The 14,710-nt window shown below is 61.3% G+C and carries 13 protein-coding genes; 7 read left to right on the forward strand and 6 right to left on the reverse strand.

The features are described from left to right. The 3 genes from BN1800_RS24290 to BN1800_RS24300 all read left to right on the forward strand — a co-directional run. Nucleotides 1–577: hypothetical protein (locus tag BN1800_RS24290; RefSeq protein ID WP_143534074.1), on the forward strand; the 577-nt coding region annotated here is incomplete at its 5' end. Nucleotides 578–933: 356 nt separating this feature from the next. After that, entirely contained in the window at nt 934–2,328 is a 1,395-nt protein-coding gene (locus tag BN1800_RS24295; RefSeq protein WP_087001507.1) for a selenium-binding family protein, read from the forward strand. Between the two features lie 29 nt (nt 2,329–2,357). Further along, the gene (locus BN1800_RS24300) at nt 2,358–2,987 is read left to right on the forward strand and encodes a hypothetical protein (RefSeq protein ID WP_087001508.1); all 630 of its coding nucleotides are present in this window, start codon (nt 2,358–2,360) and stop codon (nt 2,985–2,987) included. Between the two features lie 61 nt (nt 2,988–3,048). Here the strand turns inward: BN1800_RS24300 and BN1800_RS24305 are convergent, their stop codons facing one another. From BN1800_RS24305 to BN1800_RS24320, 4 genes are read right to left on the reverse strand one after another with little or no spacing between them, the layout of a single operon-like run. Beyond that, nucleotides 3,049–3,663 carry an ABC-type transport auxiliary lipoprotein family protein gene (locus tag BN1800_RS24305; RefSeq protein ID WP_027511819.1) on the reverse strand — a complete coding sequence of 205 codons (615 nt, stop codon included), beginning with the start codon at nt 3,661–3,663 and terminating at the stop codon, nt 3,049–3,051. A 31-nt stretch (nt 3,664–3,694) separates the two neighbouring features. Continuing rightward, complete coding sequence (locus tag BN1800_RS24310) at nt 3,695–5,065, reverse strand: MlaD family protein (protein WP_087001509.1); 1,371 nt, start codon at nt 5,063–5,065, stop codon at nt 3,695–3,697. Nucleotides 5,066–5,074: 9 nt separating this feature from the next. After that, complete coding sequence (locus tag BN1800_RS24315) at nt 5,075–5,923, reverse strand: ABC transporter ATP-binding protein (protein ID WP_087001510.1); 849 nt, start codon at nt 5,921–5,923, stop codon at nt 5,075–5,077. A 9-nt stretch (nt 5,924–5,932) separates the two neighbouring features. After that, a complete protein-coding gene (locus BN1800_RS24320; RefSeq protein WP_244564623.1) occupies nt 5,933–7,099 on the reverse strand; it encodes an ABC transporter permease in 1,167 nt (388 codons plus the stop codon). A 100-nt stretch (nt 7,100–7,199) separates the two neighbouring features. Between BN1800_RS24320 and dgcA the strand changes: the two genes are divergently transcribed. Next, the gene (gene dgcA / locus BN1800_RS24325; RefSeq protein ID WP_087001512.1) at nt 7,200–8,183 is read left to right on the forward strand and encodes an N-acetyl-D-Glu racemase DgcA; all 984 of its coding nucleotides are present in this window, start codon (nt 7,200–7,202) and stop codon (nt 8,181–8,183) included. Here dgcA and BN1800_RS24330 read toward each other — a convergent pair. Next, a complete protein-coding gene (locus BN1800_RS24330; protein ID WP_087001513.1) occupies nt 8,135–9,355 on the reverse strand; it encodes an MFS transporter in 1,221 nt (406 codons plus the stop codon). The two genes, dgcA and BN1800_RS24330, sit on opposite strands and share 49 nt — an antisense overlap. 237 nt (nt 9,356–9,592) lie before the next feature. Between BN1800_RS24330 and BN1800_RS24335 the strand changes: the two genes are divergently transcribed. Beyond that, nucleotides 9,593–10,099: a GNAT family N-acetyltransferase gene (locus BN1800_RS24335; protein WP_179213877.1), complete on the forward strand. Its 507-nt coding sequence runs from the start codon at nt 9,593–9,595 to the stop codon at nt 10,097–10,099. Between the two features lie 64 nt (nt 10,100–10,163). Here BN1800_RS24335 and BN1800_RS24340 read toward each other — a convergent pair whose 3' ends face one another. After that, complete coding sequence (locus BN1800_RS24340) at nt 10,164–10,970, reverse strand: UDP-2,3-diacylglucosamine diphosphatase (RefSeq protein ID WP_027511826.1); 807 nt, start codon at nt 10,968–10,970, stop codon at nt 10,164–10,166. Between the two features lie 211 nt (nt 10,971–11,181). Between BN1800_RS24340 and BN1800_RS24345 the strand changes: the two genes are divergently transcribed. Together BN1800_RS24345 and BN1800_RS24350 are read left to right on the forward strand one after the other, a co-directional pair. After that, nucleotides 11,182–13,494, forward strand: a complete 2,313-nt coding sequence (locus BN1800_RS24345; RefSeq protein ID WP_087001515.1) for an NADP-dependent malic enzyme — start codon at nt 11,182–11,184, stop codon at nt 13,492–13,494. Between the two features lie 124 nt (nt 13,495–13,618). Beyond that, on the forward strand, nt 13,619–14,704 hold the full coding sequence (locus tag BN1800_RS24350; protein WP_087001569.1) for a DUF2865 domain-containing protein: 1,086 nt from the start codon (nt 13,619–13,621) through the stop codon (nt 14,702–14,704). The last annotated feature ends 6 nt before the right edge of the window (nt 14,705–14,710 follow it).

A 14,710-nucleotide genomic window follows, 5' to 3' on the forward strand; every position in this document is an offset into this window, starting at 1 on the left:
TGAAGACGGCCTTGCGCTTCGCGGCACGATCACTCCGCCGGCAGCCGCAGCGCCGCAGCGCCCCGTCCCCGCTCCAGCCACGCCTGCCCGCCAGGAAACCGGGGGCTGGATCAGCGACCTGCTGCGTGGTGCCTCGCGCGACGAAGCCGCCGAGGAAGCTCCCGCACGCGCGGCAGCCCCGAGCGCCCAGCCTGCGCCAGCACAGCGCAGCGCCGATAGCCGCAATCCGCGCCACGTCGTCGAATCGCTGAATTCGCTCTCGGTCGATATCGCCCGCGCGATCGATCACGACGCCTCGGTCGATCTGTGGCGCCGTTACCAGCGCGGTGAGCGCGACGTCTTCACCCGCCGCCTCTACACGCTGAAGGGCCAGCAGACTTTCGACGAGATCAAGCGCAAGTACGACCGCGAACCGGAATTCCGCACCGCCGTCGACCGCTACATCGCCGATTTCGAGAAGCTGCTTGCCGACGTCGCCCGCTCTGACCGCGATCAGACGATTACGCAGTCCTACCTGACATCGGACACCGGCAAGGTCTACACGATGCTGGCCCACGCCGCAGGGCGTTTGAGCTAAGGGAAGCGAAGCTGAAGATCACTACACGAAGGGCCGCCCGAAAGCGGCCCTTTCACATGCATACTTGCGAAACCATCTAGGCAGCATTGGCCCTAGAAGCCTCCCGGTGCATCCACGTCCGCTGTTGATTGGCAACCGGATTGAGCTGCCGCGAAAAAGGGACTGCCCAAACCCACCTTTATCTGAGACAATTGTCTGGGGAGGATTGTCTCTGCGGCTCGCAGCCGTAGGGAACGATCTCGAATCTGTATCCCGTTGAAGCATCCACTATCCTGCCCCGTCCGCAGCGATGAGTCGGCTGGCGGCAAGCATCTAGCGAACATCTGTTCAGCAAACGCGAGCCAGGAGCACTTCATATGGTAACGTGGAAACCCGATCCAAGCTTTTATCCGTCACCGCGAATGGCCATGAAGGCCGCGCCGGAGACGCTTGCCTACGTCGCCGCCTTCGATCCGGCGCGAGCGGTTCCCGACGAGCTCGCGGTCGTCGATGTCGATCCCAAATCAGCCTCCTATGGTCAGATCGTCACATCCCTCGCAATGCCCAATGTCGGTGACGAGCTGCATCATTTCGGCTGGAACGCCTGCTCATCCTGCCTTTGCCCGAATGCGCCGCACCCGCATGCGGAGCGCCGCTATCTGGTCGTACCCGGGTTGAAATCCTCGCGCATCCATATCATCGACACCAAGCCCGACGGCCGGAAACCATCGATCGTCAAGGTCATCGAACCGGGCGAAGTCGCCGACCGGGCCGGATACTCCAGGCCTCATACCGTTCACTGCGGACCGGAAGGGATCTATGTCGCAGCACTTGGCAATGCCGAGGGCAAGGGACCGGGCGGCGTGTTCCTTATGGATCACGAGACATTCGAGGTGCGCGGCCAATGGGAAATGGATCGCGGACCGCAGCACCTTTCCTACGACGTCTGGTGGCATCTTGGCCACGACACGCTCGTCACCAGCGAGTGGGGCACGCCGGATACTTTTGAAAACGGCCTGATCCCGGAAATCTTGCTTGGCGCGAAATATGGCCGCCGTCTGCACTTCTGGGACCTGCACAAGCGCAAGCACCTGCAGACGATCGATTTCGGTGACAAGTATCAGCTCGTATTCGAACTCAGGCCCGCACATGATCCGACCAAAGCCTATGGTTTTGTGAACTGCGTTCTCAGTCTTGAGGACCTCTCGTCCTCGATATGGGTCTGGCACCGCGACGGCGCGAAGTGGGCGGTGACAAAGGTGATCGACATTCCGGCGGAGCCCGCCGATCCGGACCTGTTGCCGCCGATGCTCAAGGGTTTCAATGCCGTGCCGCCGCTTGTCACCGATATCGACCTTTCGATGGATGACAGATTTCTCTACGTGTCCTGCTGGGGAACTGGCGATCTGCATCAGTACGATGTCTCCGATCCATTCAAGCCGAAGCTGACAGGAAAGGTCCGGATCGGCGGCATCGTTTCGCGCGCTTCGCATCCGGGAGCGAAGAATGGCGCGCTGAATGGCGGCCCGCAGATGGTCGAGATCAGCCGTGACGGTCGCCGCATCTATTTCACCAACTCGCTCTATGGCGCGATCGACGAACAGTTCTATCCCGATGGCATCTCCGGCTGGATGGTGAAGCTTGACGCGGAGCCTGACGGCGGCATTGCCTTCGACGAGAAATTCTTCGTCGAATGGCCAAAGTCGCATCGCCCGCACCAGGTCCGCCTCCAGGGTGGAGATTGCTCGTCGGATTCCTATTGCTATCCGTAAGGGGCGAAGGCCAGCCCGATGAGGCGCTCATGAATGAACTCTGGCCCTGGATGCTACTGGCGGGACTGGGAGCCTTCCATGGTCTCAACCCTGCGATGGGATGGTTGTTTGCCGTGGCGCTCGGCGTTCACCGCCAAAGTTCCGCCGCCGTGGTTCAGGCGGTGCCTGCTATCGCGCTGGGGCACGCAGTGTCCATCGCACTGGTGGCGGGCACCCTGCTCGCGGCCGGTCTTTTCGTAAATCAAGATGGGTTGCGGACGGCGGCCGGAGGAGGCCTCATTGCATGGGCCATCTGGCATCATTTCTTCGGACACCGGCGCCGCGTTCGCATCGGCATGCGCACAGGGCTTGCCGGCCTGGCGTTCTGGTCGTTCCTGATGGCAACGGCCCATGGAGCCGGACTCATGATCCTACCGGCCCTGATGCCCCTCTGTCTTACGGAGTCGCCATTGCGTGAAGTCGACGGTGATGGGTCCGCGGCGATGGCGATCGCTGCAGTCGGCGTCCATACCCTTGCAATGTTGGCGGCCACAAGTATCGTTGCCCTGGCAGTCTATCGTTGGGTCGGGCTCGGGATATTGCGCAGTGCCTGGATCAACACGGATCTCGTATGGACGCTGGTTCTGCTCGGCACCGGTGCCGTGCTGCTGATCGTCTAGCGAAGGCGGGATTGGTCCATCCCAAGTTCTTCGGCTTCGGCCGCAACCATTTCCTCCGTCGTCAAATCGACCGCAGCGTCCAATCGACGATCTCTGCCGTCACCGCAGAGAACGCGCGGTCGAGCGCCTTGACGTAGCCTACATTCGAGCCGCCGCCTGCAGGAACGGCCGCGCGGAAAACCTTCTGGGCGCGGACCGTGCCGTTGCGGTCGTTGAGGATATTCGCCGAGATTTCGACGACGGCCTGGCTGCCGATGCTGGTGTCGATCTCGAAGGCGCGGATGTCGGTGACGACCTGATAGTCGATCGCAAGGCCCTGTCCCGGCTTACCGACGCCGCCGAGCTTGCCGGAGTTCTCGTAGGCTTCCACTAGCTTCGATTGCACTATGCGCGGCAGGCTGTCGCTCCATTGCGAGCGCGACAGATACTGGATCTCGGAGGGCGAAACGCGGACGACGATCTGGCTGCTGTCGAGCGCCTTCAAGGCCGTCGGCGCCGGCACGAGAATCTGGCTGCGCTTGGCGGGCCGTCCGTCGACGGTGACGGTGGCGGAGAGATCAAAGGTATCGTTCTTGGCCGCCGTGCCGCAACCGGTCACTGCCAGCGCCATAAGCGGCAAAAGGAGCGTCGTTCTTGCCAGCAATGAACGGCGCGCCAACACATGCGATACGGCCATATTTCGCTACCCTTGCTTTCAAATATCCATGTCAACGGCGCGTCCGGCCGTCATATTGCTTTACCGTATCGCCGCCAAAAATCAGCCGCTGCGGATTTTGGTCGAAATTGCTGATCGCACTGTTGAGATTCTGCATCGTATGGCGGGTATCGTCGACGAGCGCCTGCACGTCGCGCAAGCCGCCGCTCGAAAACCGCTGCAGGTTGTCCGCGATCGGACCGATGCGGGCGTTGAGATTGTCCGCCATCTTCTTGAAGGAATCGAGCGTTGCGCGCGCCTCCGTAAAGAGCGACTGCGAATTGTCCGTGCCGAACAGCGCGTCGAGCTTGATCAGGATGCCGTCGACGCGCGTCGAGGCCGAGTTCAGCTTGTTCGCCATCTGCGAGACGTCCTGGATCGTCTGGTCGATATCCTTCTGGCGCGCCGAGACGGTATTGGCGACGTCCCGTATTGAGGCGACCGCGACGCGTGCATCCTTCGTCGCCTGCGCGATATCGTCGACCGACCCCTTCACCTTGGCGGGATCGATCTGCGCCACCAGCGTATCGACGCGGTCGAGCGTCGTCTGCGCCTTCTTGCCGAAATCGTTGAAGGTCGTCGCCGTCTCGTTGAATCTCTGGATGGCACCCTTCAGGTCGCCGGACGCATTGGCGATATCGCGGCTCACCTTCTCGGCATTGCTGAGGATCGTATCGATCTTCTTCGCGTCGACGGCCTTTACCAGCGCTTCGACGGCCTCAAGCGTGGAATCGACTCGGCCGGAGACTTTGCGGACGGTTTCGGAAAGCTGGCCGACGCTCTGCAGGAAGGAATCGATATTGCCGGAATTCTTCGCCAGCGCACCGGAGAAGGTCTCCGCATTTTGCAGCGTCTTGGTCAGCGGTCCGCGCGCGTCCTGGACGAAACCATGAACCTCGCCCACCGCCGCGTTCGCCCGGTCGAGAATTTTGTCGGCCGTCGCCAGAAGATTCGTCACACTTGATTGATCCGCGACGATCACCGCGCGCTTGCCGGTCTCGACGGCCTTTTGCAGGATATTCTCTTCACCCACCTTGCCGCCCGAAAGCTCGATATAGGCCGCACCCGTCAGGCCCTGGATTTCAAGGATGGCCCTGGTGGAAGGATAGATCGGCGCATCGACGCGCACCTCGGTGAAGGCCAGCGAATATTGCGGGTCGTCGGCATCGATCGACAGGGACGTCACCGACCCCACCTGAATGCCATTGAAGCGCACCGGCGAGCCAACGCTGAGGCCGTTTGCCGAGCCCGGAATACGCACGACGAGTTCCGCCATAGGGCCGCTGCGTCCGTACTCGGCCATCCAGTAGACGAAGCCGAATGCGGCTGCGATCACCAGAACAGTGAAAAAGCCGACGATCGTGTAGTTCGCTTTGGTTTCCATCGTTTCCGGTCACTTCCCGCGGCTGTCGCCAGTGCTTTCGGCACGGCCGGCGGCTGTTTCTTGTTGCGGCACGATCGAGCGCGCCCGCTTGCCCTTGAAATAGGCCTGAACCCATGGATCATCATAGGCCAGCATGTCGTCGATCGTCCCCTCAACCATTACTCGCTTGTGTCCAAGTACGGCAATACGGTCGCAGACGGAAAACAGGCTGTCGAGGTCGTGGGTTACCATGTAGACGGTCAGCCCGAGCGTGTCTCGCAGCCGGGCGATCAGTTCATCGAATTCTGCAGCACCGATCGGGTCGAGGCCCGAGGTCGGCTCGTCCAGGAATACCAGCTCCGGATCGAGCGCCAGGGCTCTCGCAAGGGCAGCGCGCTTGATCATGCCGCCGGAAAGCTCGGAGGGATATTTGTCCGCCGCATCGGCAGCAAGACCCACGAGCCGGATCTTCAGGTGCGCCAGTTCGTCCATCAGCGATTTCGGCAGATCCAGATATTCACGCATCGGCACCTGGATGTTCTCCCTCACCGTCAGCGAGGAAAACAGCGCGCCCTGCTGGAAGAGCACGCCGAGCCGCATGTCGAGTGCGTTGCGCTGGCTCTCGTCCAGCTTGTCGAAATTCTGTCCCAGGATCTCGATCATGCCGGAGCGGCGTGGCAGAAGGCGCAAAATAGTTCGCATCAGCACGGATTTGCCGGTACCCGATGCGCCGACGAAGCCCAGGATCTCGCCGCGGTAGATGTTCAGGTTGAGCTTGTCGAGCACGATCTTCGGGCCAAAGCCGACGGTCACATCTCGTGCCGAAAGCACGATGTCCCGCTCATCCTTCCCGTTCGGCTCTGCTTGCTGCCCGTCCACGCTGAACCCTTAAAAATTGATGGCCGCATAGAACATGGCGAACAGCCCGTCCATGAGGATGACGACGAAAATCGACTTCACTACGGAAGCCGTCACGTGCTGGCCGAGCGATTCGGCGCTGCCTCCGACCTTAAGGCCTTCTACAGCCGCGACAATACCAATGACGAGCGCCATGAACGGCGCCTTGATCATGCCGGAGAGCACCGTCGACAGCGTAATCGCCTCGTGCAGGCGAGACAGGAAGGTCGCGAAAGTGATGCCGGAATAGGCCCAGGCAACCGACGCGGCGCCGAACAGCGAGGCGAAGTTCGCAAGCACCGTCAGAAGCGGCAGCGCCACCGTCAGCGCCACAAGCCGCGGGAAGATCAGCACGCCCACCGGGTTCAGGCCCATGACCTTCAGCGCATCGACTTCTTCACGCATCTTCATCGAGCCGATTTCGGCGGTGATTGCGCTGCCGGAACGGCCGGCGATCATGATCGCTGTCAGAAGCACGCCGATTTCGCGCAGCTGCAGGATGCCGACGAGATCGACGACGAAGACTTCGGCGCCGAAATACCGAAGCTGGAAGGCGCCCTGTTGCGCGATGATGGCGCCGATCAGGAACGACATCAAAAGGATGATCGGAACGGCACGCACGCCCATATGGTCGATCTGGTTGACGATCGAGGCTGGAGAAACGCCGCTGCCGCGCCCGAACTTCATCTGCGCGCCACGCACCGCCGAGCCCAGGATATACATCGCGGCCGTGAGGTCGTTCCAGAGGTCCACGGTCATCTTGCCGACCGGCGCGAAGATGCGCTCGGCGAGGCCGCTTTTCTTCGGAGCCTCGACGGCTTCCTCCTCCGGTTTCTGGGAGAATTCCTCGATCATTTCGTCGATATGCGGATTGGTGCCTTCGAAACGAACCTGCCGCCCGGCCGCCTCTTCCTGCAGCTTGAGCCGGCAAAGCAGCCAGACGCCGGCCGTGTCGATATCCGTGACGCCCGACAGGTCCAGGGTCAGATCACCTTTACCACGGGCAATCTTTTCGATGTCGTGGAGGACGAGATGGATGTTGGCGCTGCGCCAATTGCCTTCGAGATGAACGCGGCGTCCCCCACCGTCGGCTTGGTCGTCCACGTGCAGTGAGGCGGCGTTGCGGGTGTCGGGCTTCAAAATGCTTGTGTCTTTCAAGGCTTGCGGCGACATTGCCGACTCGCGAACAAATCGCTCACGCCCGGCGCGTTAATATACCGAAGACACATAGAATTTCCATGCTCGCAGGATTGCAATTATGCCACGCTCGCTCGAAATCCAGATGAATTCCTTTCCCATTGCGGGCACGTTCACGATCTCGCGCGGCGCAAAGACCTCGGCGGACGTCATCACCTGCATTCTGGCGGAGAACGGCAAGCGAGGCTGGGGCGAATGCGTTCCCTACCGACGCTACGGCGAGACGGTGGAAGGCGTCGCCGCACAGATCGAAGCCGCCCGGCCCCTGATCGAAACGGGCATTTCCGGCGAAGACCTGCTCTCCGCCATGGCGCCGGGCGCAGCCAGGAACGCCGTCGATTGCGCGATATGGGATCTCGAAGCCAAGCGCGGCGGAAAAAGCGTTGCCGAACGCATCGGCCTTGCGTCGCCGAAGCCGCTCACGACGGCCTACACGATCTCGCTCGGTGAACCGGAGATTATGGCGGCGCAGGCGCGCGCATACTCCGCAAGGGCGCTGCTCAAGGTCAAGGTCGGCACCGGTGACGATGAGAGCCGCATGCGCGCCGTGCGTGAAGCCGCGCCTAACAGCATCATCATGATTGATGCCAACGAGGGCTGGCCTGAGGCCACGTTGGAACATCACTTGCGCATCGCCGCCGAGATGAAGATCGCGCTCGTCGAACAGCCGCTGCCTGCCGGCCGGGACGAAATGCTCGCCAAGATCGAGCGTCCAGTCCTGGTCTGCGCCGACGAGAGCGTCCACCATACTGGCGACCTAGCAAGCCTGCGCGACCGCTACGATGCGATCAACATCAAGCTCGATAAGACCGGCGGCCTGACGGAAGCGCTCGCGATGAAGCGCGAGGCGCAGCGCCTCGGCTTCCAGATCATGCTCGGCTGCATGGTCGGTACATCGCTTGCCATGGCGCCCGCCGTGCTCTTAGCGCAGGACGCTGAATTCGTCGATCTCGACGGCCCCCTGCTTCTTGCCCGCGACCGGCAACCCGGCCTTCGCTACACCGCTTCCCTTGTCTGGCCACCCGAACCCAGCCTTTGGGGTTGAAGGTAGTAGGCAACGAAGACCAGAGACATTCCCAGCGCTGCGACGAGTGCCATGACGTAGAAGCTCGCAAGGCCGAGCCAGGCATAGATGTAGCCGGAGGCGAGCGTCATCAGTCCCATGAACATGCCGTTATAGAAGAAATAGGCGCCCTGAGCCGACGATTCCTGCGTCTCCTGCACCGTTGCCACGATGCGCCGCTGAACGCCGATATGCACGAAGGCGAAGCTGCAGGAATGGAAACATTGCAGCACGAAGAAGCCGACGAAGCCCCAATGCATCGGGAACAGGATCCAGCGGCAAATGCAGACCGCGCAGCCGATGCGGATCAGCGTCCACGCACTGAAGCGGCGGTTCAGGTGCTTCGAGACGAAGAACACAATCACCTCGGAGGCAACGGCAGCACTCCAGAGAATGCCGACCTCCGTTCCTGAAAAGCCAACCTGATGCCAATAGATCGACGCGAAGACATAGAGAAGCGCGTGGCTCGACTGCTGGATCGCCACGCCCCATAGGAGCACTAGCAGATGTGGCTGCCGTAGCGAACTGCCGGTGGCCGCCGGTATGTCGACCGGCGTGCCGCGCCGGCGGGTCGGCCCAATCCGCGGACAATAGATCGCCATCAGCATCGTCATGACGAAGCCGAAAATCATGACCGGCAGCACCATCGAGCCGCCCCAATAGCCAATCATCTCGCCGCCGATCATGGTCGATGCAATGAAGGCGATAGAGCCCCAGACGCGCATGGAGCCGTAGTCGAGCCCCCAGCGGCGAACGCCGGAAATGACGATCGATTCGACGACCGGCAGATAGGGCGCGAAGGTCGCACCCTGCACGGCGAAGACGATCAGCACCGGCCAAAAGCTCGTCGTCCAGCACAGCGCTACCGCTGTCAGCAAGGACAGCCCGCCGGACCAGAGCAGCACATCGGCGCGCTCCTTCATGCGGTCAGCATACATGGCGACGATCGGCGCCACGAGAACACGCACCACCATCGGCACTGCCAGGATGATGCCGATTTCACGATCAGTGAATTCGTGGACCACTAGCCAGACGGGAAAGAAGGGAAGAACGACACCGTTGACAATCAGCGGAGCGCAATAGGACAGGGCGCTGAGCAGCCGGAAGCGCGGCGGCGCCCCCTCGCCTGTCGGGTTATTCTGGGCGGGAATCATCGGTGGACCTGCAGGAAACTGGACGTTGCCTAGCACATCAACCCAAGGGCGACTATGGCCAGAAATAGCCTTTCTGAAACGCTTTAAGAAAAAGCTCGTCCTCTTCGCTCACAACCGATCGTAATTAAAGCCATCCGCATTCCCTTTAGGTTCTAGGTCGTAGATTTTGAGCCAGCGTCATAGAACCGTTACCGCTAGGTGGTTTCGGTCGCGCTTCAAAAAGACAAAGGACATACTGTGCGCCCATACAAGCTTCGCCGCCTCGACAGGAATGATGCGTCGTCTTTCAGAGAAGTTCGCCTTGAGGCTCTCGCGAACCATCCAGAGGCATTTGGCGCGTCATGGGAAGAGGAGCAGAGCCTATCTGAGGCGCACTTCGCCGGTAGGCTTGAGAACGGCCTTGTGATCGGTGGGTTATCCGATGACGGAATCCTTGCCGGAACTATCGGCGTGTCAAAGTCCAAAGCCATCAAGATGCAACATATTGGATCGATTTGGGGAATGTATGTCCGCCAGGCGGCGCGGGGCACTGGTCTTTCGCGCCTGCTGCTGAGTGCTGCGATTGACGAAGTTGGCACGACGCTGCGTTCGCTCCGGCTTAGCGTTGTGTCATCCAACGTTCCGGCTATCCGGCTTTACAAATCCATGGGCTTTGATGAATGGGCCGTCGAAGTCGAAGCTCTAAAGGTGGGCGATACATATTATGATGAAATACTCATGCGGCTGGAAGTAGGTCCGCGATGACAGACGCCACGAGCCTAACGCCCGTCACCACGACTAAATTGCTTCTGTGTTCACAACAGGAAAATCAGGCAGCCTGCGGCTCGAGCTGGCCGTCGCGATGCTCGATCGCCAGCGGGATGGCTTGAGCGTCGGCCATCGTGCTCCAGGTGATGAGCTCGAACGTGCCGTCCTCATGCTCGGCGATCGCCGTACAGCTCTCCACCCAGTCGCCGGTGTTGATGTAGCGCACGCCGTCCATGTCCTCGATCACGGCATGGTGGATATGGCCGCAGATGACGCCGTCGGCGCCATGCTTGCGGGCTTCGTCGGCCACGACGCGCTGGAACTCGCCGATGAAATTGACCGCGTGCTTCACCTGCAGCTTCGCCCAGGCGGAGAAGGACCAGTAGGGCATGCCCATCCGGCGGCGGATCGCGGCCAGCACGACGTTGATCTTGATCGCCGTGTCGTAAGCCCAGTCCCCGAGATAGGCGAGCAGGCGGGCGTTGCGGACGACGACGTCGAACTCGTCGCCATGCAGCACGAGATACTTCTTGCCGTCCGCGCCGTCATGCATCATCCGCTCGGCGACTTCGATGCCGCCGAAATGCATGCCCGGAAAGTCTCGCAGGAACTCGTCGTGATTGCCGGGGATGTAGACGACCCGCGTGCCCTTGCGCGCCTTGCGCAGCAGCTTCTGCACCACGTCGTTGCAGACCTGCGGCCAGTACCAGCTGCGCTTCAGCCGCCAGCCGTCGACGATATCGCCGACGAGGAAGATCGTATCGGCGTCGTGATAGCGGAGAAAGTCGAGGAGGAAGTCCGCCTTTGCCGCCTTCGAGCCGAGATGCACATCGGAAATGAAGAGAGTACGGAAGTGTCGGGTATCCATATTGTCTTTCACAAGCGTTCCGCCTGCGTCCCATCGTTTCTGGTCTTCCAAAATCAGACTCGTGTTTCAGGAAGATGACAGACGCGCGAATCGGCGCATGCGCGGCGCTCACGAGTTTTCCGCTTCGATCCCGAAATTCTGACTGTCCCTGCCAGCCGATTGATGTATGGAGAAGTCTTCAAAAGATGTGAGTGCGGCAGCGGAGACGGCAATGGATCATCAGGAAAAATCCAACACGGAGAAGAACGAGACCGGCGGAAACCTCGACGAACAGGCGCTTTTCTTCCATCGTTACCCCCGCCCCGGCAAACTCGAAATTCAGGCGATCAAGCCGCTCGGCAACCAGCGCGACCTGGCACTGGCCTATTCGCCCGGCGTTGCCGCGCCCTGCCTTGCGATCCGCGACAATCCGGAAACGGCTGCCGATTACACCTCGCGCGCCAATCTTGTTGCCGTCATCTCCAACGGCACGGCCGTTCTCGGGCTCGGCAATATCGGCCCGCTCGCCTCCAAACCCGTCATGGAAGGCAAGGCCGTCCTCTTCAAGAAATTCGCCGGCATCGACGTCTTCGACATCGAAATCGATGCCTTGACGGTCGATCAGATGGTCTCCACCGTCGCCTCGCTCGAGCCGACCTTCGGCGGCATCAATCTCGAGGACATCAAGGCACCCGAATGCTTTGAGGTCGAGCGCCAGCTCCGCGAGAAGATGAAGATCCCGGTCTTCCACGACGACCAGCATGGCACGGCTATCATCGTCGCAGCTGCGATCCTGAACGGACTGGAACTCGCCGGCAAGAAGATCAAGGACGTGAAGATCGTCGCCTCCGGCGCGGGTGCCGCTGCGCTCGCCTGCCTCAATCTGCTGGTCGAGCTCGGCGCCAAGCGCGAAAATATCTGGGTCCACGATATCGAAGGCCTCGTCTATGAAGGCCGCACCGAACTGATGGACGAATGGAAGGCTGTCTACGCACAGAAGAGCGAGATGCGCACGCTCGCCGACAATATCGGCGGCGCCGATGTCTTCCTCGGTCTTTCGGCCGCGGGTGTCCTGAAGCCCGACCTGCTATCACAGATGGCGGACAAGCCGCTCATCATGGCGCTCGCCAATCCGACCCCTGAAATCATGCCTGACCTGGCGCGCGCCGCCCGCCCGGACGCAATGATCTGCACCGGCCGTTCGGACTTCCCGAACCAGGTGAACAACGTCCTCTGCTTCCCCTACATCTTCCGTGGCGCGCTCGATTGCGGCGCCACGGCCATCAACGAAGAAATGAAGCTTGCTGCGGTCAAGGCCATCGCGGGGCTTGCCCGCGAGGAAGTGTCGGACGTCGCCGCCCGCGCCTATTCCGGCGAGACGCCCATCTTCGGTCCGAATTACCTCATTCCCTCACCCTTCGATCCCCGTCTCATCCTGCGCATCGCCCCGGCTGTCGCCAAAGCCGCCGCCGAGACGGGCGTGGCATCCCGGCCGATTGCGGATTTCGACGCCTATCTCGATCAGTTGAACCGCTTCGTCTGGCGCTCGGGCTTCGTCATGAAGCCGATCTTCACCAGCGCCAAGCTTTCCGAGAAGAAACGCGTCATCTTCGCGGAAGGAGAAGACGAGCGCGTCCTGCGCGCGGCTCAGGTTCTGCTGGAGGAAAAGACCGGCGAGCCGATTCTGATCGGCCGCCCCTCGGTTATCGAGGCACGTCTGAAGCGCTTCGGCATCCGCATTCGCCCGAATGTCGATTTCGCTGTAGTGAACCCTGAAGACGATCCGCGTTACCGTGACTATGTCGACGACTACTTCGCTCTCGTCGGCCGCGCCGGCATCAACCCGGAGGCCGCCCGCACGATCGTGCGCACCAACAACACTGTAATCGGCGCCTTGTCGGTGAAGCGCGGCGAGGCCGATGCCCTCATCTGCGGCGTGGAGGGCCGTTTCGATCGCCACCTGAAGGACGTCGGCCAAATCATTGGCAAGCGAAAGGGCGTCTGTACCTTCGCCGGTCTCAGCCTGCTGATCACCCAGAAAGGCCCCGTTTTCTTCGCCGATACCTTCGTCAACTACAACCCGACGCATGAGGAAATCGCCGAGATCGCCGTTCTCGCGGCCGAGGAGATCCGCCGCTTCGGCATCACGCCGAAGGCTGCGTTGATCTGCCATTCGAATTTCGGCTCCCGGAACTCCGAGAGCGCCCGCAAGATGCGCGATGCCCTGCAGCTCGTGCGCAAACGCGCCCCGGAGCTGGAGGTCGATGGCGAAATGCAAGCCGGCTCGGCGCTGTCGGAATTGCTGCGCAAGCGTGCCATGCCGGATAGCTCGCTTACCGGCGAAGCCAACCTTTTGCTCTTCCCGAACCTCGATGCCGCCAACATTTCGCTCGGCCTCGTCCGCACGATGATGGACGCGCTCCATGTCGGCCCAATTCTGCTGGGAACCGCACAACCTGCGCACATCCTGTCGACTTCGGTCACCTCGCGCGGCGTAGTCAACATGGCGGCGCTTGCCGTCGCCGAGGCTTCGCAGCCGGCGTAAGTTGCAGCAAAATGGGAAAATGCGCTAGAATTCCGTCGCCAGCTTGTTAACGGAAGCAGGCTAGAAAGTCATGATGCGGTAAATGTCACGCCGCTCTGGCCTCACTTTGCTCCGGGATGATGCCGTGAACCGCCGAAACCTGACCCTTGCGATCTTGCTTGCCCTGGCTGCACCCGCTGCCGCGCAGACGAATGCGATCTGCGACGACCTGCGCGGCCGCGTTGCCGATCTGCCGCATGTCATCGGCAATGGTCCCGAAGTCCGCCAGTATGCAAGCGCCATTGCCGAGCAGAATCTCGAGCTGCGCAAAGTCCGCAATGATCTGCGCGGCTACGGCTGCTCCGTGGACAGCATGGTGGTGATCGGCGGCGAGAATGCGGATTATTGCAGCGAGTTGCAGCAGTCCGAAGCACGCATGGTCGGCAACATCCGATACCTGCAGGAGCGGCGCAACGAACTGCGCAACCAGGGTGGTGCCGATTATCGCGTGCGCCACGAGCTGATGGCGGCGCTCGAAGACAACGGCTGCAATGACGAGTTCGACTATGCGCCGGACCCAGAGGCCTATGCGCCGGCCCCAAGCCCCGAAGAACAGGCGATGCGCAGCGATACTTTCATCCCGCTTGGGGATGGCGAACAGGGCGGAATGCAATATGGCGTGCCGCGCGGCGAGCTCATGTCGCATGTCAGCACGATGTGCGTGCGCACCTGCGACGGCGGCTTTTTCCCGATCACCACGAATGCAACATCGATCGATTTCAACCGCGACGCAGCGACGTGTTCGAAAATGTGCCCCGGTATCGAGACGGAGCTCTTCTATCAAGACACCTCGAATACCGAAGCCGCAAACATGATTTCGGCTTCGACCGGCGCGCCTTACAGCGCCATGCCGAATGCCTTTGCCTACAAGAACCGCGCCCCCGGCGAAAAGTCCTCCTGCGCCTGCAATCTCTCGGCCTATTACGAGAACATGCGCAAGAACCAAGCGATCAGCGAACCGCCGCCGAGGGGCTCAATCACCGATATCAAGACGAAGCCACCATCGAGCGCCACCTCCACGTCTGCCCCACAGCCGCAGGTGCCGGACCGCCCCTATGACCCGGCGAACAGCAAAGTCCGCCAGGTCGGTCCGCAGTTCCTCGCCGGCGATCAGGGCGCGATCGATCTCAAGAAACCCGCAACGCCCGGGCCGCAGCCGCAGCAGAACTGACGCGGC

It is taken from the genome of Rhizobium sullae, assembly GCF_900169785.1.
Lineage (GTDB): Bacteria > Pseudomonadota > Alphaproteobacteria > Rhizobiales > Rhizobiaceae > Rhizobium > Rhizobium sullae.

What these genes read in the sequence shown, in the direction of transcription:
- BN1800_RS24295 (WP_087001507.1), top strand. Translation starts at nt 934, where the DNA reads ATGGTAACGTGGAAACCCGATCCAAGCTTTTATCCGTCACCGCGAATG.
- BN1800_RS24300 (WP_087001508.1), top strand. Translation starts at nt 2,358, where the DNA reads ATGAATGAACTCTGGCCCTGGATGCTACTGGCGGGACTGGGAGCCTTC.
- BN1800_RS24305 (WP_027511819.1), bottom strand. Translation starts at nt 3,663, where the DNA reads ATGGCCGTATCGCATGTGTTGGCGCGCCGTTCATTGCTGGCAAGAACG.
- BN1800_RS24310 (WP_087001509.1), bottom strand. Translation starts at nt 5,065, where the DNA reads ATGGAAACCAAAGCGAACTACACGATCGTCGGCTTTTTCACTGTTCTG.
- dgcA (WP_087001512.1), top strand. Translation starts at nt 7,200, where the DNA reads ATGCCACGCTCGCTCGAAATCCAGATGAATTCCTTTCCCATTGCGGGC.
- BN1800_RS24330 (WP_087001513.1), bottom strand. Translation starts at nt 9,355, where the DNA reads ATGATTCCCGCCCAGAATAACCCGACAGGCGAGGGGGCGCCGCCGCGC.
- BN1800_RS24340 (WP_027511826.1), bottom strand. Translation starts at nt 10,970, where the DNA reads ATGGATACCCGACACTTCCGTACTCTCTTCATTTCCGATGTGCATCTC.
- BN1800_RS24345 (WP_087001515.1), top strand. Translation starts at nt 11,182, where the DNA reads ATGGATCATCAGGAAAAATCCAACACGGAGAAGAACGAGACCGGCGGA.